This is a genomic window from Ferroacidibacillus organovorans, from assembly GCF_001642725.1.
In the GTDB taxonomy this organism is placed as follows: domain Bacteria; phylum Bacillota; class Bacilli; order Alicyclobacillales; family SLC66; genus Ferroacidibacillus; species Ferroacidibacillus organovorans.
On sequence record NZ_LSUQ01000009.1, the window covers coordinates 51,446 to 69,946 of the forward strand.

The window sequence follows — 18,501 nt, forward strand, 5'->3', positions numbered from 1 at the left end:
GACGCTAAGGAATGAAAGGATTTCGAAACCCAAAGTGGAAACCGCCAAACAACAGTGCCGCGAGGATCAATAAGCGAAATGCCTGCCAATAACGAATGGAAGATACGCGAAAAATTTGGGGACATGTCATGTTCCATAACCACTGAAAAATGGCTGGCACAAGAAACAGGACGATGAGAAACCACAGCGTGATGGTGATCATCCTTACGCCTCCTTCAACATCACTCTATGCGATCATCATGCGTTTTGTTTCTCTTGAATCAAACTCTGCCATAAGTAATAGGTCACAAAGCTTCGAAAAGGCGCCCACTTCGCAGTGATATGTCGTACTTCTTCCTCCCTTGGGCGGTACTCCATCCCCGTCAGTTTTTGCAGCGCGTTTTGCACACCAATGTCCGCGGCCGGAATAATGTCTTGTCTCCCTATCCCAAATAGCAGGAAACATTCTACGGTCCAGCGGCCAATGCCTCGAAGCGGAATCAATTGTTCGTACACTTGCTCATCTGGCATTTGACGAAACGACTCAAGATCCACCTTTCCATCCACCACTGACCGCGCAAAATCGATCACATACTCCGCCTTGCGCTGACTGAACGAGCGTTCTCGAAGTTGATCGTACGACCAACTCGCAACCTGTTCTGGAGATGGAAATACAGGCAAGAATCTGCCACCCCACGTAACGCGCTCTTCCCCTAAGTCTACCAAACGTTCGACCAAGGTGGCGGCAAACTGCACATTCAATTGTTGGCCAATGATAATCTTGACCATTGATTCAAACAGATCCGCATCTTGGATCGGACGCAGCCCGTACAATGGTTTCAAGAGAGGGCGCCACGCGACATCCGGCGTGACCAACGCATAAAAATCAACCACATTCACATGTGTTGAGAACATATGTTTAATTTTCTGATGAATCTCTGTTCGCTCGTGATCATGCACTTGCGGATAAACAAGCTGGAGAAGCGGTCGCTCTACCGTACCCTTACCCGTTATGGTAATAGGAATGACCCTCGCATTCAATCGCATGGCCCTAGTAAAAGAAGATGTCTCAGCATCAATAACTGTCACCTTCGAGGGCCGAGACAGCGGTCGCTCTAGCATCTTTGAAAAATCAAACGGTTCAATCGGCGTTAAAATATCCATTATGTTCGATTCCTTTCTTTCAGAGATATCGCTTGAAAATTGTAAAATAAGGTTTGCTGCGTATGAAAAGAATACCCTTTTTCAGCATTCGATATCTTGCTGACTTATTCCATAAGCTTACGTTTTGAGATCATCACATGTATAGTAGTGTTGCTAGGATAAAAGCCTGAATCGATGCATGAGAGGAGTAATCGCTATGCTACAACCATCATCCACCGTCTATTTTGCAACCTTAAAGCACGAAGACTGGGAGTTGCGCCTTGCTGCAACAGACGTCGGGCTCTGTAACATTCTTCTTCCTAAGGAACCCTTCGATTCGCTGGAAGGATGGATAAAAAAATCAATTCCTGACGCGCGTCTGATTCATAGCGAAACCAAGTTACAGCCATACGCAAAAGAGATTAGGGAGTATTTCATGGGTCAGCGCACTGCGTTTTTCTCTCCACTTGACTTGCGCGGGACACCGTTTCAAGTCCAAGTATGGCGCGAACTTCTGCACATCCCGTTTGGTCAGACGCGAAGCTATTCTGAAATTGCGACAAACATCGGTCGGCCACGTGCAGTAAGAGCTGTTGGAGGTGCAAATGGGGCAAACCCTATCCCGATTATCATCCCCTGCCACCGGGTCATCGGCAAAAACGGAACGCTCACAGGTTACAGCGGCGGATTAGATATCAAGACAAAACTGCTCAACTTTGAAGGTTATGCACAAAAGGCTTGATCACACCTCTGTGAGAGACTTTGCCAATTCAATTTCATCGTGAATCTCAATGCCATGATCTCCAATGTGCGGAATCGCAGGTTTTATGCTCCGCGCCTGATCAATCGCGCCTGGATAGACGGCTGTGATACGATAACCGCGCCGCTGGTAAAAGCGGATCGCTTCCAGATTGTCATTGCTTGTAATGAGCCACACCCTGCGGCACCCCGCTTTTTTTGCCTCATCTTCTACGCTGTGCAGCAGCGCCGTGCCGATTCCTATCCCTTGCCTCAACGCATTTAGACTCATCAGTTCACAGCCGCCGTTGTCATCCAGTCGATACGTTGTAGCACCTACCAGTGCATCCTCGACCTTGGCGATCCGTTGGATTAGGTCGGGAAGTCGATAGACATGTCCGCGACTAACCATTCGATCGCCACCCCACTCCGCTTCCCATAGCTCCCTTAACTTCATTCGATCCCTTTCGGTTTGCGGGTGTTGTATTTGAAGTTCCGCTCGTATTTTCTCAAAATCTCCATCACGCATTTTCATCGTCTGAAAAAGAGTTCCCTTCCGATCAAACTGAATCACCGTCCGAAAACCGAACTTCTGGTACAATCTGATCGCACGTTGATTGAACACAGCAACGGTCAGGCGCAGCGCGTGACCCGGATGATTTGCGACGATTACCGCCAACACAAACGCCAAGAAAGAAGAACCCCGCCCCTTTCCCGTCCAGTCAGGACGCATGCCAAGTCCAAAATCAATGACCTCATCCCCACCATGATCATAGGCGAACAACGCGTTTCCTGTTGACACCTGTGCTGAATCTCCGGTGCAATAAAAACCAATCATCTGCCAATCCTCAGAATAAACAGCACGATAGGATCCATTCATTAATTCTGCGATTGCTTCCTCAGAAACGCCGATGTTATAGAAATCATAAGGTGAGCCGTACGACCAGTTTGCAATTTCGATCGCGCGTTCTCGGTTTATTTCATCCGTTGTGAAGTTCAAAAATCGGCCTCCTTTTGAGCGATGAAATACTCTTTGCATCTCTTCCTGAGATTTTTTATGGCTTTGGTTACAGCCTTTTGAACATAGGGTCGCGAATCGGCCTCAAGCAACGCAAGAACATGCTTGGCAGCCACCGCGTACTTCGCCCCGTTCGCCGCGGAAAAAATCATGGCAAGATTCCAGCGCACCTGTTCATCGTCTATTTCAATCCAGTGATCCAATCGATCAAGAACTTGTATCGGGTAGTCACGGATGAGTCCACTGCCTAGCGCGAAGGGACCAAGATTCTCCCTGACATACACCGCGCGATCAGGCAGAAGCGCCTCGATGAGATCGAGTATCTTTGGCGCATGGTCAGCGATTCGACGATGGCCTGCATACATCGCGGCCAATGCGACAGCCCTTCGAACCTTGTCCGAAGGGTCAGCTGTCCACATTTGCATCGTTGGGTAGAATCGATCGAAATGAGCTGCCAGAATGCGTCCACAAGCGTCTGCTACCCACTCGCGAACTTCCCAATTGGTGTGATCCGCCAATTTATGTAAGACATTAGCGACTTCCTCCTGATGCTCCGCATAGCAAGAAGAAAGCACGTAGGCTCCTACTTCCTCTGCCGTATGGTTTCCACTCCGGCACAGAGCAAGTCCAACACGAAAACGTCCCTCTGCATCGAGTGAAAAATGTCGCTCGATCTCTTTAATCGCCATTCTTTTCGCGGCGGCATTCGCCGTGCCAGCGTGTGTCGTGGCTTGTGTTTGAAGAGATTCAATCATGTCGAAGATCGATTCCTGAACAACTGCTTCTTCAAACTTTGCGCACCAATCATCCGCGCCACACAATGGCGATCCCCCCTGGTACAACCCTCTACATCTCTTTTACAGACAGAGCTTGATCAACGTGTTCTAAACGATTTGAATCCCTTTTCTTTGTAACAAAACCCAATACGATCCCTATCGCGATATAGATAAACGTGAGATAAAGCACGAGGTTTAGCGGCCACGCCGGAATCGGGTAAATCGTCGTAAGCAGCGGAATCCCCATCACAATAACCCCTAAGAGAGAGGGAATTATTCCGATCAACCAACTCATTTTGTAGTGTTGCTCATCTTTCCACCACATGCGCATCCACGCCAAATTGACAGAAACATAGAGCGTCAATCCCAGAACATCAGCCGCTGCAACAAGATAACTAAACCCCATCGGGTAGGGGGACGCGACGAGTCCCAAACAAAGGAGTAACAGCGCAGACAACACAGAGAGTACGATCGCTGCGTGATGCGGTGTAAAATATTTATGATGAACTGCGGAAAACCACGAGGGAAGAACCCCATCTCTCCCCATGGAATAGATCACTCGCACACTCGCATTGGCACTCGCCAAGGACACACCGAGCGCTGAAGTCATTCCTGCAAAATCGACTAAAAGTGCCATCCACTTCCCTACGAAGCGAGTGGCTAGCGTACTCATGGGCAGCGTCGCAGAAGCTAACTCTTTTCCGTGATTCAATCCATACCCAATGGAAATGGCATAAGAGACGAGCACATAGAGAATGCCTCCCAATACCAGCGTTGTAAAAATAACCGCAGGAATCGTACGAAAACGGTCTTTAGTTTCTTCAGAGACGGTGGCTGACGCCTCAAATCCAGCGAATGCGCCAACGCCATAAAGCATGCCAAAAATGATGCCGATAAAAGATTGGGGAGACTCGCCAGGGAGAAAAACGGCGAGAGTATTTCCTGCAGCACCCCCTTTTGCAATGATAATGATAGACAATAAAACAATAACACTCGTTTCCAGAATGATCAAAACGAGATCCGTGCGTGCCGACGCGCGAATCCCCCGGATGACTAAAACCGTGACGGCAATTAAAGCGAAGAACGAAAAGATCATCCAGTCCACATTGATGCCAAATGCTTGTGCAATAAAACCTTGCGCAAAATAACCAAACACTAAGAGATTCGATGGCAGTGCCAATCCATACGCAAGGGATAGCATCCAACCTGACAAAAAGCCAAACACCTTATGAAAAGCCATGCTGTTAAAGGTATACGCCGCGCCCGCAGAAGCGTACCTCCGCGTAAAATGCAAAATCGAGACGGCAGTAAAAAAGGAAGCAATCATGGCAAAAACAAAGGCCAGTGGTACGGCTGTACCAGTATACTGTGCCATAGCCTGTGGAAGAAAAAGCACACTGGCTGCGGGAGCCATATTGCCAAACGAGATGGCTAAAGCTCCCCAAAAACTCACACTCCCGTCTTTTAATCGATTTGGCGTCGCCTCTAATGCTTGATTCGTTGACAATGCTCTCATCCTTTCAAATCATGACCCTCTGATGTGAAATCACAATGTCCATCAGCAAATCTTTCAATCGAGATTCACGTGAGATCCTCAAGAGGAATCGACTTGAAAGCCACGAAGACTTGCAAATCGTTCTCTGTAACCAGTCGGTTGTTTAAAATATCCCTATTGGCATCCATCGAAAAGGACTTGTTTACCCAAGACTCCGTGACAAGCAATCGCCTTTTATCGTGAAAATGGATCATGTCATACTGAGCCTCTTCAAGCAGGTGGATCGCGGCAAACACTTCATACATAAACAAAGCCAACCTTTTCGCCATAGCAGATTGAACTTCATACGCTTGTTGGAGCACGTGTCCCATCAACTTCTCACATCGCATGAGTTCTGTACGAAGCGTGTCACGCAGACGCTCTGTGCCAGAAAGATGGAGCAACTGAAGCGTGTTTTCTAAATCACCGAGAAATTCTACGGCGCCTCCCTTTTGTAAATTTTTCAGAACTTCAAGCGCCTGAATGTTGGCTGTCCCTTCCCAAATGGGATTGACAAGTGCATCTCGAAGCAGCCGCGCAGTTACGTATTCTTCGATATAACCATTCCCACCATGGAGTTCCATCGCTTGCCTTGTCGACGTTACTCCAAGCTCACTACAATGAAGCTTTACAAGCGATAGAAGAATTCGCAAAAGATGAACACTCTTATTTTGATCTCGTTCATAGGTGTGCACTTCGTCAAAACGTTTGATCGTCTGCGCCACAATGGCCCACCCAGCCTCAATCTCCACAGCAAGATCAGAGAGTGTCTCGCGCACCATCGGAAATTGCATTACATTTTGACCAAACGCTGCTCGTTGACTTGTATATAGCGCTGCCTCACTTAACGCCCGCCTCGCAGAAGCCAATCCTGACAAAGCCGTTCCGAGACGGGAAACATTCAAGGCTTCTGCCATGTATTTAAACCCTTTCGTTTCCTCGCCAATCAGGTACCCGATTGCTTCTTCAAAGACTAATTCTCCGCTCGCTACAGCGCGCACGCCAAGTTTATCTTTAAGACGACGGATGGTCACGCGATTGTGCGTTCCATCTGGTAATGTGCGAGGAACAAGAAAGAGCCCGAGTCCGCGTGTGTCTGGGAGATCGTTGACGCGTGCAAGAACGATCGCAATTTCGGCGTCGCAGTTGCTTGCGAACCATTTCTCTCCCGTCAATCGATAGTGGTCGCCTTCCACAACCGCAACCGTTTTGATTGCCCCAACATCCGATCCACCTTGAATCTCTGTCAAAAATGTCGCACCTTGCACAAACCATTCATGGTCGAGGGATGCGAGTCGAGAGAGATACATTTCTTTTTGTTGGTCTGATCCAAATTTTTCGAGTACAAACGCCGCAGACTGCGTTAATCCCACAGGGCACGTAAACCCTGGTTCTGCTTCACACAACAGATATAAAAGAATAGCGTTCACAAAGAATGGGATGCGAGACGGAGCGTTTGCATCATATCGATAAGCGACGACACCTGTCCCATAGCCATCTCTTACCGTTTGCAGGTATCCCTCGTTATACCAGACTTCATTAATTTCTTCCCCTTTTTTATTGTATCGAATAAGCTTGGGAGCACCGTCTCTGTCCGTATACACCGCACGCCGATCCATGGGTCCCGCAGCCAATTGTCCTGTTTTTCGAAACGAATCTTCCACATAGGTTAAAACTGATTCGGGAAGATATCGCTTGGCATAGCGCGTCAGGATGGGGTCATCCTCGTACCAATTGAGCTCATTGACCGACTTGAGTTGGCTGTAATCCAACATCCTGGAGTCCCCCTTTTATCCTAAAGATGCAACCCGTCATCTATTTTTTGAGATCGTTCTTCAAAACTTTCCCATTCGCATTGCGCGGTAATTCTGGTACAAATTGATAAATGCGAGGACATTTATAATCCGCAAGTGAACTCGCCACGTGTGTGCGCAACTCTTGTTCTGTGACACTCTTATTTAAAACAACGACTGCCTTGACCGTTTCCCCCCATTCATCATTGGGAACGCCCACCACACACGCCTCTGTTACAGCGGGATGACTGGAAAGGACTTCCTCAATCTCTCGTGGATAAATATTAACGCCTCCGGATATGATGATGTCTTTTTTTCGATCGACGATAAACACATAGCCCTCTTCATCTCGGTACGCAATATCGCCTGTTTTCAGCCAACCATGATCCGTAACTTCAGAAATACCATGAAGCGCATGGTAGTATCCGAGCATGAGTGTATCTCCCGCAAGAATGATTTCACCCCTTTCGCCAGATGACACATCCGTTCCATCATCACGCACCACGCGAAGCTCCATATTGAGCGTTGGATGCATTCCAATGCTTCCAGCTTTCGCAAGATGCTCATCTGGACTTAAAAAAGATCCATTCGGTCCTGCTTCTGTCAAACCATAGACTTGATAAAAGCGATCGCTCTGAAAAGCTGATTTAATCTGGATATACGCGGTTGACGCTAGAGACCCTCCACCGTAAGCAAAAACCCTCACACTCGAAAGATCAAACGATTGGACATTCAACTCTTTTGCGGCCAAAATATAGCCAATTGGCGCGGCGAATGTAATGGTCGAATGTTCGGATTGTATGGATTGCAAAAATAACTGTGGGCTAAAGTCAGCAATGACATGAGAACTTCCGGCATAAATTCCGCTCAAAAAGAAACAATTCAACGGAGCCGAGTGTGTCAGAGGCATTAGGGTAAGCAGCTTATCTGATCGAGTGATGTGAAACTCTACACAAATCGCGGCAGCCAGGTTGCGTAATCGGTCGTGACTAAACAACACGGCCTTGGGAGTACCTGTCGTACCAGAAGTAAACAGAATTTCACATGGATCTTCTGCTCGAATCGGGAGATCAAGGTTTGAAGTTGGCAGATGGTGTTGAAATTGAAGAATGTTTTGTATACAGTGCATCCAAATCGTTGATATTGCATGATTTAACTCATGAATCATGGTAGAGAACGACGCTTCATAGAGAATACCTACCGCTCCAATGTTCATGAGCACTTGTACGAGTTCTTCCTTGGTCAGTCGGGTATTGATCGGTGCTACAATGGCGCCGATTTTTAAAACGCCAAAAAACGAAAACAAAAATTGCTCATTATTTCGAGACAAAATCAGAATACGCTCGCCAGATCCAACACCAGAATTCTTCAGGTAATGTGCAATTTGGTTCGCGAACGCATTGACTTGCGAATACGATAAACGCGAGGTGGGTGTGACAAACGCCTCTTCTGTTAAATATTTACGTGCATTTCGCTCTAAAAGACCGTGAACCGTAGCCTGACTCGTCAACTCTGTTCACCGCCTTTTCGAACTGTATCGATCGCCTCAGAATCAGGAATAACTTCTTTGAGAAATCGATCACGGTGAAGAAGGAGATCTGCTTTCAGCATCTCAAGCTGATCAATTTTTTCCTCAATCTCCTTTAGTCTTTCATCTGTAAATTGAAGTATGCGTTCCTTTTCAATGACTCCTTTTGGGTTCATCTCGTACAAGTCAACCATTTCTTTAATATCCTGAAGACTAAATCCGAGCCGTTTACCGCGAAGAATCAGTTTCAATCGGCGACGTTCCCGTTGTGTATAAAATCGTGGATGATTGGGAGTATCCCGATCTACTGAGGTTAACAGTCCAACTTCTTCATAGTAGCGAATGGTTCGCGTACTGATATCAAACCGTTCCGCAAGATCTGTGATGGAATAAAGCCGTTCCTTCAAGCGCAGACCCCCTTGTTGCCATTTACGTTAACGTCAATACAACCCTATGATAAATCTGCAATTTAGAAAAGTAAATGGTATTCTGCAATCGGCGAAGTCAAAACATCGTCACAAAAAATCCCGGAGACACGATACCGATCGTGTCTCCGGGAAGAATGCGTAGCAGTGACCGTGGAATGTTTATGACGATCGCCTTATCACTCCATTCGATGAATCGACAAAGGTCTGTAGCAAATCGTGCATGACCCTGAGTTGATCAACGAGCATTGGACCACATTGAAGTACTTCACTACTGATCTCATAGATACGTTCCTCACGTAGTGCGCGCATGGTAGTAAAACCGGCGCGGGTTAAAAATTCATTGGATTGAAAAGGGTTGCCACACCATGACGCAAAAACGATCTCAGGGTCACGTTCAAGAATCTGTTCCGGTGAAATAATCCGCTCAACGGCACTACGCCCATGCACCGAGATCTCCCGAAAAATATCTTCTCCCCCTGCAATTTCAATTAAGTCGCTGATCCATCCCGTTCCCACGATCACGGGATCCATCCACTCTTCAAAATAGACACGTGGGTGAAACGGAAACTCAGCAGCCTTTTTTTTCACCACGTCAATCTCTGATTTTAATTGCGCGCAATAACGCTCCGCCTTTTCTGGTTGCCCAACAATGTTTCCCAAGAGTAATATTGACTGAAACATGTCTGTCAAACGGTGTGGATTGAAGTGCAGCAACGTTACACCACGCTGCGCCAATTCTGAAGCGAGATCTTTTTGAACACCTGATGTCAAAATTACCAGATCGGGTTTATCGCGTAAAATACGATCAATACTTCCGTTTTTAAACCCAGAAACTTTAGGGATTGAAAGCGCCTCGCTCGGTCGCGTGGTATACGCTGAAATGCCGACAACTCGGTCAAGCACGCCAAGCACATCAAGAATTTCGGGGACTTCAGCCGCGAGACACACAATACGCTCTGGTACCATCTCGATCAACCCCTCACAGGCTCACATTCGGATCGACATCTTCTTCATAATCGACGTCTGCCAATCCAAATCCGAACAGTTTCAAAAACTCACTGCGATATCCTTTTATATCAGAGAGCGCTTCGAGATTTGCCGTTTCTACCTTCTGCCATAACGAAGATACGATGTCCTGAACATCATCGCGCATTTCATAGTCATCCATGCGAATCCTGCCTTGCTCGTCCGCCACTACATCATGACCGCCGTACAATCGATTTGCAAAAAGGCGATACATCTGCTCGATGCACCCTTCGTGAAGACCCTTTTCTTTCATCACATTAAACAAAAGGGAAATATAGAGAGGAACCACTGGAATAGCAGAACTTGATTGCGTGACGACCGCCTTATTGACAGAGACATACGCTTTTCCACCAAATTCACGCATTTCTCGTGTAAGCGTGTGAGCCGTCGCCTCAAGGTCATCTTTCGCGCGGCCAATGGTACCATCACGGTAGACTGCTTTCGTGACTTCAGGACCGATGTATGAATACGCAAGCGTAACAATGCCATCAGCCAAAACTCCTGCATCGCGCAACGCATGCATCCACATCGACCAATCTTCTCCGCCCATCACGTTCACGGTTTGCTGAATTTCCTCATCCGTTGCCGGTTCAAGTGTGACGGTCGTCACTTCGCCGCTGTGAAAATTGACTGTCTTATTCTGATACGTCTTTCCAATCGGCTTGAGAACAGAAGTGAAAGTCTCCCCTGTTTTCGGATGGGTTCTCCGCGGCGAGGCGAGACTATAGACAACAAGATCCACCTGTCCCAAATCTTTTTTTATCGTATCTATTGTTTCTTGCTTGATTGCGTCAGAGAACGCATCCCCATTGATGCTCTTCGCGTAAAGCCCTGCTTCGCGCGCCTTCTTCTCAAACGCCGCCGTATTATACCAACCAGCCGTCGCCGTGCGTTGATCTGAAGAAGGCTTCTCGAAAAAGACACCGAGTGTAGCTGCATTCGCTGAGAACGCCGCGGCAATGCGCGATGCAAGCCCGTAACCCGTGGATGCGCCGATCACAAGCACGCGTTTAGGTCCCTCCACGGCAGGTTGCGATTTTACATACTCAATTTGTTCATATACATTGGCAGCACATCCTGCTGGATGCGCAGTGGTACAAATGAATCCGCGAATTTTCGGTTGAATCATCATGCGTGATACCCCTCCATTGTTCGAGACGCTGCCACTTGTTTCGAGGCAATTTGTAGAATTTCATCGCGCACCTCGTCACCCAAACGCACGGTGTCAAGTGTGACGAGGAACGAATAACCCGTCGGGTACATATCAATCATGCGAACCACAACGTTTTTTTCTCCATGATTCTTAACGTGGGATTGCAGTGCTTCACGCGTTTGCGTCACCAACTGTTCCGCATTCACTTCGAGTGGCGTGTCAAAGCGCACGCGCACGCGACTGCGTTTCTTGGCAGATCGATTCTCAATAAAAGCTTGCACGATAATCCCGTTTGGAATCAGTTGCAAAAAGCCGTCACTGTCCTCAAGCGCCGTGTACATCAAATTGATATCGTGAACTTGTCCATAGTATGCCGGACGCATCGCTTCATGTGGATAACTCGGCATCAACAGTGGATACTGCCACGTTACCAATCCGATCTGATCGCCAACCCGAAAAGGGTGAAACAAGATCAACCAGACTCCGCCGATAATGTTTGCAAACACTTGTTGTCCAGCGAGTCCGACGATAACCGTGACAAATGCGCCGCCAAAGACGATGCTCGATAATCCAATGCCAATGGAAGCTAAGAACGCTAAAATGATCGTGACAAACAAGAGAAGACGCACCAGGTATTTTAAAGAGGCCGCGTGATCCACACGCAAGTGTAGCGCCGCCATCGAGAACAACCGACGTTCAAGAAGTCTTGACACAGCGATCCCAATCAACAAAACAAGCAGCGCGCGCGCTGCGGCTTGCCACGATGCCGGGAGCCCTTTTAGCAAACCGTGTGGCGCTTCCATTGCCAATCCAATCGCCAAACCTACGAAAACAAGCAGGACAATACCGATGAGTGTGCCACGCCACGATTTTTTGGCGGGAGGCCTTGAAGTATCCTTTGACACATCCTGTGCCCCCTGTCCATACACATCTTGTGCAGACTGATTAAATCCTATCGTTTGCCAGGGATAGAGTCAAATTTCCGCTTAACACAAAAAAAGGTTATATTCAATAAATATATTTTATCGGTTAAAACAGGAAGGGAAAAGGTCTTTATTGCATAGACTTAGAAATGAATCCGTGGATGGTTACTGTGGGATGGGCACTCACAGTATGGATGGACCTTGGATTCACGCCGAAGGGGATCCGGATGCATTTCCGGATCCCCTTCCAGCTTCTGAATTGGGCATTCACAACATGGATGGACAGCGCGCTTCACATCAGGTAAAAATGGCCCGAATTTGGGAGCAAGGCACCCGCAACAGGACACCGTTTACCAAAAACAGCGCGACACCGTTTTGGAAACCTTGGAAGCGAGCCAGAAAAATCGCAGCATCGATCCAAACAAAAACCGTCGTTCCGACGCCCACTCCGGTAAGAACTGGGCAAGACATTCCGTATCCGATCGGCATATCATCTCACCTCCTTTCAAAACATCGAAAGGCTCAACCTTTTGCTGACACGCCTACAGATCGTTCGTAAACCCCAAGCGATTCGACATTCCTGTGGTTCCTGGCAAATTGAAATTAGGGCCTCCTTCTGGGTTTGATAAATCGGTTTGATTTGGCAGATCTGTCTTGTTTGTCAACCCGAGATGATTGAGCAAACCGTGAACATCCGACATTTTGAGAGTGTTCGGCAAATCCACCGAATGAGTCGAATGAAGCGGGTGTTGATCCACATGCATCACCTCCTTTCAAAGCGAAACAAGCAGATACGCGTCAAAATTTGAATCCGTTTCGTTTTAGAAATCCGGCAACCCGCGCTTCATCGTTCGTGTGAAGAACTGCGCTCAGTTTGCGAGAAAACGTTTGATCAGATTGCATGCGCTGCAAAAACTTTTGCATTTCCTCGGCATTGAGGCGTACGTTAACGTGCGTTGATACAGCCTTCATGATTCACCTCCGAAATTGACTTACCATAATGTATGAATACAGTCGTTTGAACGGACGGGCTAATCGACGTGAAAATCTGCACATTTTTGAGAGTCTATCAAGACACACAAAAAGGACCGAGTGTCCACGCATCACGCGGATACTCGGTCTATTTATTTCTCACGCATTCAATTCCAAAAAGCGTGATTCTCTCCTATGTCAATACGCCTGATTACCGCCAAAGGTCATGATCCAAATGGATCCCGCTACAATCGTGAAAGTAAAAAGCAATCCTAACGCGAGGGCAATGACATGGTAGCGAGGACCTGGACTATCCGTGATGTGCATAAATAGAAACAATTGAACGAGAATTTGCAGAGCAGCGAACAGGAGTGTGACGGAGATGAGCGCAGTGAAACCCATCACATGCGCCTGCACCATCCAAAGTGCGAGCAGTGTGAGGGCGATGGACAATACAAATCCTGTCACGTGCTTCCACGGAAACGCCCGATTTGCATTTGTATTCATCAATGCGCCACCCCCGTCAGATAGACAACCGTGAAGATAAATACCCACACGACATCGAGAAAGTGCCAGTAGAGTCCGACCACAAACACCTTGCGCGCCGTCGTGCTGTTAAGTCCTGTGCGCCACAATTGGTATAAAATCGAAAGCATCCAGAGAATTCCCATAGACACGTGTATTCCGTGTGTGCCGACGAGTGTAAAAAACGCGGATAAGAATGCACTGCGCTGCATCGTCGCACCGTGTGTTGCGTACGTAATGAACTCGCTGAGTTCTAGACCGATAAATGTCGCCCCGAGCAATACGGTTACCACGAGCCAGAAGGAAAGCCAGCCATGCTTTTTCCGATGCATCTGAAAGGTGGCCAGTCCACACGTAAAGCTGCTCGTAAGCAGAATCAGCGTCTCCGCAGTGAAGATGGGTACCTCAAACAATTGCGACTCACTCGGACCTCCTGCTGTATTTGCGCGCAAGACAACATAGGTTGCAAACAGTGTGCCAAAGAGGACGAGATCTGTCGCGATAAAGAGCCAAAAACCGTAGATTCTTAGCACATCATTTTCATGACGGTATTCAAGCGGCGTCGTTTCATCATCCTCTGACAAAACGGCATCATGTCCAATCGCCAACCCTATGCCCTCCCCAAATTCGATTCAATGTGCTGAATCTCTTCAACGGGAATGTAATAGTCGGTGTCTCGCTCTACTGAACGCATCAAAAGACTCGTCAAAATACCGACCAATCCGACAAGCGCGAGCGGATACCACTCGAACACTAACCCGAACCCACCAATAAAGAAGCACAGGGACATGATGAACGGCCGCCCAGAATTTCTGGGCATGTGGATTGGCTGAAACGGTCTCGTCTCCTTTTGAATTTCCCCTTTTTTCCGCGCCTCTTTCTGGCCCCACCACGCGTCACGCTCCGTCACAACGGGAACATGTGCGAAATTGTAGTGTGGTGCAGGCGATGGCAGAGACCATTCGAGCGTCCGACCGTCCCACGGATCGCCTGTCGTATCGCGCACCCCCCAGACTGCGCTGTAGAGAATCTCGACAACGATAAGAACGAAGGCAATCCCCATCAAATAGGCGCCTACCGTTGAGATGAGATTGAGTGTTGACCATCCCATGTCTGCTGGATAAATATAGACTCTTCGCGTCATTCCCATAAATCCGAGTTGGTATTGCGGCATGAAGCACACGTAAAACCCGATGTTGAAAAGCCAAAAGGCCCATCTGCCAATACGTTCATCAAGGATAAAGCCGAACATCTTCGGCCACCAATAGTACATCCCCGCAAGCATGCCATACACCACACCGCCAATGAGCACCTGATGGAAGTGGGCAATTAAAAAGTAACTGTTGTGGTACTGATAGTCGCCAGGCGCCGCAGCCAGCATGATCCCTGTCGCGCCGCCAATCGCGAAATTCGGGATGAATCCAATCGCCCAGAGCATGGGAAGCGACGTACGAATTCTTCCCTTGAACATCGTGAACAGCCAGTTGAACACCTTGACTCCCGTTGGAATTCCGACGCACATGGACGCGATGGCAAAGAAGGAGTTTACACCGGGGCCGGCACCCATGGTGAAGAAGTGATGCGCCCAGACAAAGTAGCTGATGACGGCGATTGTCATCAGTGACGCGACCATCGAGGTGTAGCCAAAGACTCGTTTGCGTGAAAACGTGGCAAACACTTCCGAGAAAATCCCAAACGCCGGAAGAACCACGATGTAGACTTCTGGATGGCCCCATACCCAAAACAGATTGACATACATCATGGGATTGCCACCCTGAAGCATTGTAAAAAAATGCGCCCCTGCCAATCGGTCAAGCAAAAGAAGCGCGAGGGCAATCGTCAGCGCGGGAAACGCAAAAATAATCAAGACAGATGCAGACAACACAGACCATGGAAAAAGCGGCATCCGCATCAGTGTCATTCCTGGCGCGCGCATTTTAAGTATGGTCACCAAGAAATTGATGCCCGTCGCAATGCTTCCAATTCCAGATATTTGGAGCGCGAGGAGATAGAAATTTTCACCTGGCCCTGGGTCAAACGGCGTCTCTGTCAGCGGCGGATAGCTGACCCATCCCGCATCCGGCGAACCGCCGATGACAAACGATAGATTGAAGAGCATCGCGCCAAAGAAAAACAGCCAGAAACTGATCGCATTCAAATATGGAAACGCAACATCACGCGCGCCGATCTGCAATGGAACTGCGATGTTCATCATGGCGAAGATCAGTGGCATGGCCATAAACAGAATCATGATCGTCCCGTGTGTCGTGAAGATCTGATCGTAGTGTTCCGCACCGAGAAAGTGGTTGTTTGGAAACGCGAGCTGCGTGCGCATCAACTCCGAATCCACTCCACCGCGAAACATCATCGCAAGCGCCGCGAGGAGATACATGATGCCGATTTTTTTGTGATCGACCGTTGTGATCCATTCCTCCCACAGCCAGCGCCACCTTCGAAAATAGGTGAGAACAAATACAACACCGACAAGCGTCAATGCAATCAGGACATCAGAAGCGTAGATCATTGGGTCACCCGATACAAAAAAGGGTGTGGGATGATGTCGATCATAGCCTGGCATCTCTCGAATTCCTCTCTATCTCAAGTCAGGCGGGCAACTTCCTCAATTCAGGTGGGCAACTTTGATCGTGCGCGGCACGGTTGAACACTCGTCACAAGCACTTCAATCTGCCGTACCCAGAATGGTCATGTCGTGCTTCATGTACATGCCTCCCTCCTGCATGATCATGTCCCGAAAGATGGTGGGCGGATAGGATGAAAAGGACATTTGCCCAACGACACTCGGTCGCACCAATCCGTGATACCCATCCATCGTAAGGGGTGGCGCAGTCCTTTTCAGATGTTTTACCCAAGCGTCAAATTGCGTTTGCTTCACCGCGTGGACATTGAACTGCATATGGGCAAACCCTTTACCTGAAAAATTTGCGCCGTGACCATAGTAAATGCCCGGCTGATCAGCCTGAAGCCAGAGGCGCATCGCCATACCTGGCATCGTATACTCCTGCCCGCCCAATTCTGGAACCCAAAAGGAGTTCATGGGTGCGTTTGACGTGAGCACAAACTGGACGGGGCGACTGGCAGGAATTTCACAATAGTTGACTGTGGCAACTTGCTGACCTGGATACTGAAACATCCACTTCCAGTCAAGTGAGGTTACCAGTATGGTGAGCGGATTTGTAACCTTCTCAGGAGGACGCGTTAACGCAAATGTATCCTTCACTGTAAAAAAGCCGAGTACAGCCACAATGATGATGGGGATTCCCCACCAGATGCTTTCAAGAACGCGACTCTCAGACCACTCCGGCTCATACGGAGCAGGATTATTTGGCGTATCGCGAAAGGTGCGCACGATATACCAGAGCAGCAAAATGACGGGCACAACGACAATGGTGACGAGGATGATCGACATGATGATCAAATGTTCTTCAATCCGACTCACAGGACCTGCTGGATGAAATACAAGGACATTCGAACTACATCCTGTCGTCGACAGACCACAGAATAAAAGTGCCATCCACTGCACAGAACGACGGATGAAACCATACATCGTCATGACCTTCTCCTTTGAGAGAGAGATTCGGGGTACGCCAAGGTTTGGTTGGCAAAATGATGCGACACACGCGGCAGTTCCATTACGGTCGCGCCGAATAGATATGATAGATTCGAAATTCCCACAAGAGAACCATGACCGCTACCAAAACGACGATGGCAATTCCAATTCGAAGATTTTTTATTTTGCGCCCTTGTGCCATATCACGCCTCCCTGCCATCAAAAGTGACTGCTCTTGGAAGACTTATCTGTTGGGCGATAACCAATAACCGTCAAACCACCACATTACGGCGCCAAGTGCGACAAGAAATACGATCGTCGCAAGAAAAATCCATGTGACTCTTGTCAGACCTCGATTTGCATCTTTCATCATGTAGCGTTATCCCCCCACGCATCCTATAGCGTAAGGGCAGTATGTGTAGAAAACAGGTGGATTATCCAAGCATTTCCTAAGGGGATTTGAATGAAATTAAAAAAGAGAGAGCACAAGTGAATCTGCCCTCCCTTTTGAACCGCTGTTTATTCTTTTATGACGAGGGATACTCCGAGAAGAATCAAAAAGGCTCCGAGCCAAAATGTGAAACCGACACGCTCACCGAGAATCAGCCAGCCAAGCCATGTCCCAATCAACGGTTGAAAAAAGAAATACAAACCTCCCGTGCCGGCATCAAGCCACTGCAGTCCTTTGTTCCACAAGAAAAAAGCGCCAGCTGTAGATACCACGCCAAGATACAGCACGCCGCCCCAAATCACAGGGTGAAAAAAAACACCTGGCGATAGGTGAATCCACTGTTCATAAACAAACGGGGTGATGACAAGGGTTGCCGTCAGAACGGAATACATGGTGATGGTTACTTGCGAATAGGAACGCGGGACACGCTTTACAAAAATGGACATAAGCGCCCATGTAAGTGCCGCAATGACCAGAATGAAGCCGCCAAGTTGATAGGAATGATTAAATCCCCCAATTCCAACGACCATCAAAACACCGATTGTGGCGAGCCCCGCAGAGACGGCCCTTCGCAACGTGATCCTTTCACCCAAAAAAATCCGGCCAAAAACAACCATAAAAGCGGGTGTCGCTGACGTAATCATCGCGCCCATCTGTGCGGTAGATAGCTTTGTTCCATAAAACTGCGCCCCTATGGAGATTACGTACCCGACAATGCCTATCGCCAGAATCGACGGTAGATCCTTCCGATGAACCCGCCAAGATTGCCGCGTGAAGATCATGATCAGCGCCAGCACGATGAGCGCGACCACATAGCGAAGCCACACAAGCAAAAGCGGTTGCACCACAGTCAAGACCAGCTTGCTTACCACGTACATGCCGCCCCAAATACTCGCTGCGAGCGCCATGTAAAATCCGCCCAAAAACTTTTTACTCATGTTGTACC

General features: G+C 48.3%; 21 protein-coding genes. 1 reads left to right on the forward strand and 20 read right to left on the reverse strand.

The window, feature by feature from the left end:
* Nucleotides 1-4 precede the first annotated feature (4 nt).
* On the reverse strand, nt 5-202 hold the full coding sequence (locus AYW79_RS04935; RefSeq protein ID WP_067562435.1) for a hypothetical protein: 198 nt from the start codon (nt 200-202) through the stop codon (nt 5-7).
* Nucleotides 203-237: 35 nt separating this feature from the next.
* Nucleotides 238-1,143, reverse strand: a complete 906-nt coding sequence (locus tag AYW79_RS04940) for a DNA-3-methyladenine glycosylase family protein (protein WP_067562438.1) — start codon at nt 1,141-1,143, stop codon at nt 238-240.
* Between the two features lie 196 nt (nt 1,144-1,339).
* Here AYW79_RS04940 and AYW79_RS04945 point away from each other — a divergent pair, with 196 nt between their 5' ends.
* Complete coding sequence (locus AYW79_RS04945; RefSeq protein ID WP_067953396.1) at nt 1,340-1,864, forward strand: methylated-DNA--[protein]-cysteine S-methyltransferase; 525 nt, start codon at nt 1,340-1,342, stop codon at nt 1,862-1,864.
* Here the strand turns inward: AYW79_RS04945 and AYW79_RS16055 are convergent, their stop codons facing one another.
* The 18 genes from AYW79_RS16055 to AYW79_RS05025 all read right to left on the reverse strand — a co-directional run bounded on the left by AYW79_RS16055 (nt 1,865) and on the right by AYW79_RS05025 (nt 18,493).
* On the reverse strand, nt 1,865-2,860 hold the full coding sequence (locus tag AYW79_RS16055) for a GNAT family N-acetyltransferase (RefSeq protein ID WP_231877913.1): 996 nt from the start codon (nt 2,858-2,860) through the stop codon (nt 1,865-1,867).
* Nucleotides 2,857-3,699 (reverse strand): HEAT repeat domain-containing protein, encoded by an 843-nt coding sequence (locus AYW79_RS04955; RefSeq protein ID WP_067562445.1) that lies wholly within the window; start codon nt 3,697-3,699, stop codon nt 2,857-2,859. The genes AYW79_RS16055 and AYW79_RS04955 overlap by 4 nt, the downstream gene beginning before the upstream one ends.
* Before the next feature lie 25 nt (nt 3,700-3,724).
* On the reverse strand, nt 3,725-5,161 hold the full coding sequence (locus tag AYW79_RS04960; RefSeq protein WP_067562448.1) for an APC family permease: 1,437 nt from the start codon (nt 5,159-5,161) through the stop codon (nt 3,725-3,727).
* Nucleotides 5,162-5,235: 74 nt separating this feature from the next.
* The gene (locus AYW79_RS04965; RefSeq protein ID WP_067562452.1) at nt 5,236-6,963 is read right to left on the reverse strand and encodes an acyl-CoA dehydrogenase family protein; all 1,728 of its coding nucleotides are present in this window, start codon (nt 6,961-6,963) and stop codon (nt 5,236-5,238) included.
* 40 nt (nt 6,964-7,003) lie between these two features.
* Nucleotides 7,004-8,491 carry a class I adenylate-forming enzyme family protein gene (locus AYW79_RS04970; protein WP_067562454.1) on the reverse strand — a complete coding sequence of 496 codons (1,488 nt, stop codon included), beginning with the start codon at nt 8,489-8,491 and terminating at the stop codon, nt 7,004-7,006.
* Nucleotides 8,488-8,916: a MerR family transcriptional regulator gene (locus AYW79_RS04975; protein WP_067953398.1), complete on the reverse strand. Its 429-nt coding sequence runs from the start codon at nt 8,914-8,916 to the stop codon at nt 8,488-8,490. Before AYW79_RS04975 ends, AYW79_RS04970 begins: the two co-directional genes overlap by 4 nt.
* A gap of 180 nt (nt 8,917-9,096) precedes the next feature.
* Nucleotides 9,097-9,903: an ABC transporter substrate-binding protein gene (locus AYW79_RS04980; RefSeq protein ID WP_067562464.1), complete on the reverse strand. Its 807-nt coding sequence runs from the start codon at nt 9,901-9,903 to the stop codon at nt 9,097-9,099.
* A gap of 13 nt (nt 9,904-9,916) precedes the next feature.
* Nucleotides 9,917-11,095 (reverse strand): enoyl-ACP reductase FabV, encoded by a 1,179-nt coding sequence (fabV, locus tag AYW79_RS04985; RefSeq protein WP_067562467.1) that lies wholly within the window; start codon nt 11,093-11,095, stop codon nt 9,917-9,919.
* A complete protein-coding gene (locus AYW79_RS04990; RefSeq protein WP_067562471.1) occupies nt 11,092-12,021 on the reverse strand; it encodes a mechanosensitive ion channel family protein in 930 nt (309 codons plus the stop codon). The genes fabV and AYW79_RS04990 overlap by 4 nt, the downstream gene beginning before the upstream one ends.
* A 315-nt stretch (nt 12,022-12,336) precedes the next feature.
* Nucleotides 12,337-12,528, reverse strand: coding sequence for a hypothetical protein (locus AYW79_RS04995; RefSeq protein ID WP_067562473.1), 192 nt, complete (start codon nt 12,526-12,528; stop codon nt 12,337-12,339).
* A 53-nt stretch (nt 12,529-12,581) separates the two neighbouring features.
* Nucleotides 12,582-12,797, reverse strand: coding sequence for a hypothetical protein (locus AYW79_RS05000; protein WP_067562476.1), 216 nt, complete (start codon nt 12,795-12,797; stop codon nt 12,582-12,584).
* Nucleotides 12,798-12,837: 40 nt separating this feature from the next.
* Nucleotides 12,838-13,011, reverse strand: a complete 174-nt coding sequence (locus tag AYW79_RS15185) for a Nif11-like leader peptide family natural product precursor (protein WP_079291075.1) — start codon at nt 13,009-13,011, stop codon at nt 12,838-12,840.
* A gap of 198 nt (nt 13,012-13,209) precedes the next feature.
* Nucleotides 13,210-13,518, reverse strand: coding sequence for a cytochrome o ubiquinol oxidase subunit IV (locus tag AYW79_RS05005; protein WP_067562480.1), 309 nt, complete (start codon nt 13,516-13,518; stop codon nt 13,210-13,212).
* Nucleotides 13,518-14,144, reverse strand: a complete 627-nt coding sequence (locus AYW79_RS05010) for a cytochrome (ubi)quinol oxidase subunit III (RefSeq protein ID WP_418251481.1) — start codon at nt 14,142-14,144, stop codon at nt 13,518-13,520. The genes AYW79_RS05005 and AYW79_RS05010 overlap by 1 nt, the downstream gene beginning before the upstream one ends.
* Nucleotides 14,145-14,146: 2 nt before the next feature.
* Nucleotides 14,147-16,114, reverse strand: a complete 1,968-nt coding sequence (locus AYW79_RS05015; RefSeq protein ID WP_067562483.1) for a cbb3-type cytochrome c oxidase subunit I — start codon at nt 16,112-16,114, stop codon at nt 14,147-14,149.
* A gap of 102 nt (nt 16,115-16,216) precedes the next feature.
* Nucleotides 16,217-17,107, reverse strand: a complete 891-nt coding sequence (locus AYW79_RS05020) for a cytochrome c oxidase subunit II (protein WP_156481938.1) — start codon at nt 17,105-17,107, stop codon at nt 16,217-16,219.
* A 241-nt stretch (nt 17,108-17,348) separates the two neighbouring features.
* Nucleotides 17,349-17,477, reverse strand: a complete 129-nt coding sequence (locus tag AYW79_RS16245; RefSeq protein WP_269449090.1) for a hypothetical protein — start codon at nt 17,475-17,477, stop codon at nt 17,349-17,351.
* A gap of 146 nt (nt 17,478-17,623) precedes the next feature.
* Entirely contained in the window at nt 17,624-18,493 is an 870-nt protein-coding gene (locus tag AYW79_RS05025; RefSeq protein ID WP_067562485.1) for a DMT family transporter, read from the reverse strand.
* Nucleotides 18,494-18,501: the final 8 nt, after the last annotated feature.

What these genes read in the sequence shown, in the direction of transcription:
- AYW79_RS04980 (WP_067562464.1), bottom strand. Translation starts at nt 9,903, where the DNA reads ATGGTACCAGAGCGTATTGTGTGTCTCGCGGCTGAAGTCCCCGAAATT.
- AYW79_RS04965 (WP_067562452.1), bottom strand. Translation starts at nt 6,963, where the DNA reads ATGTTGGATTACAGCCAACTCAAGTCGGTCAATGAGCTCAATTGGTAC.
- AYW79_RS05025 (WP_067562485.1), bottom strand. Translation starts at nt 18,493, where the DNA reads ATGAGTAAAAAGTTTTTGGGCGGATTTTACATGGCGCTCGCAGCGAGT.
- AYW79_RS04995 (WP_067562473.1), bottom strand. Translation starts at nt 12,528, where the DNA reads ATGCCGATCGGATACGGAATGTCTTGCCCAGTTCTTACCGGAGTGGGC.
- AYW79_RS16245 (WP_269449090.1), bottom strand. Translation starts at nt 17,477, where the DNA reads ATGATGAAAGATGCAAATCGAGGTCTGACAAGAGTCACATGGATTTTT.
- AYW79_RS15185 (WP_079291075.1), bottom strand. Translation starts at nt 13,011, where the DNA reads ATGAAGGCTGTATCAACGCACGTTAACGTACGCCTCAATGCCGAGGAA.
- AYW79_RS05020 (WP_156481938.1), bottom strand. Translation starts at nt 17,107, where the DNA reads ATGACGATGTATGGTTTCATCCGTCGTTCTGTGCAGTGGATGGCACTT.
- AYW79_RS04940 (WP_067562438.1), bottom strand. Translation starts at nt 1,143, where the DNA reads ATGGATATTTTAACGCCGATTGAACCGTTTGATTTTTCAAAGATGCTA.
- AYW79_RS04935 (WP_067562435.1), bottom strand. Translation starts at nt 202, where the DNA reads ATGATCACCATCACGCTGTGGTTTCTCATCGTCCTGTTTCTTGTGCCA.
- AYW79_RS05005 (WP_067562480.1), bottom strand. Translation starts at nt 13,518, where the DNA reads ATGAATACAAATGCAAATCGGGCGTTTCCGTGGAAGCACGTGACAGGA.
- fabV (WP_067562467.1), bottom strand. Translation starts at nt 11,095, where the DNA reads ATGATGATTCAACCGAAAATTCGCGGATTCATTTGTACCACTGCGCAT.
- AYW79_RS04945 (WP_067953396.1), top strand. Translation starts at nt 1,340, where the DNA reads ATGCTACAACCATCATCCACCGTCTATTTTGCAACCTTAAAGCACGAA.
- AYW79_RS05015 (WP_067562483.1), bottom strand. Translation starts at nt 16,114, where the DNA reads ATGCCAGGCTATGATCGACATCATCCCACACCCTTTTTTGTATCGGGT.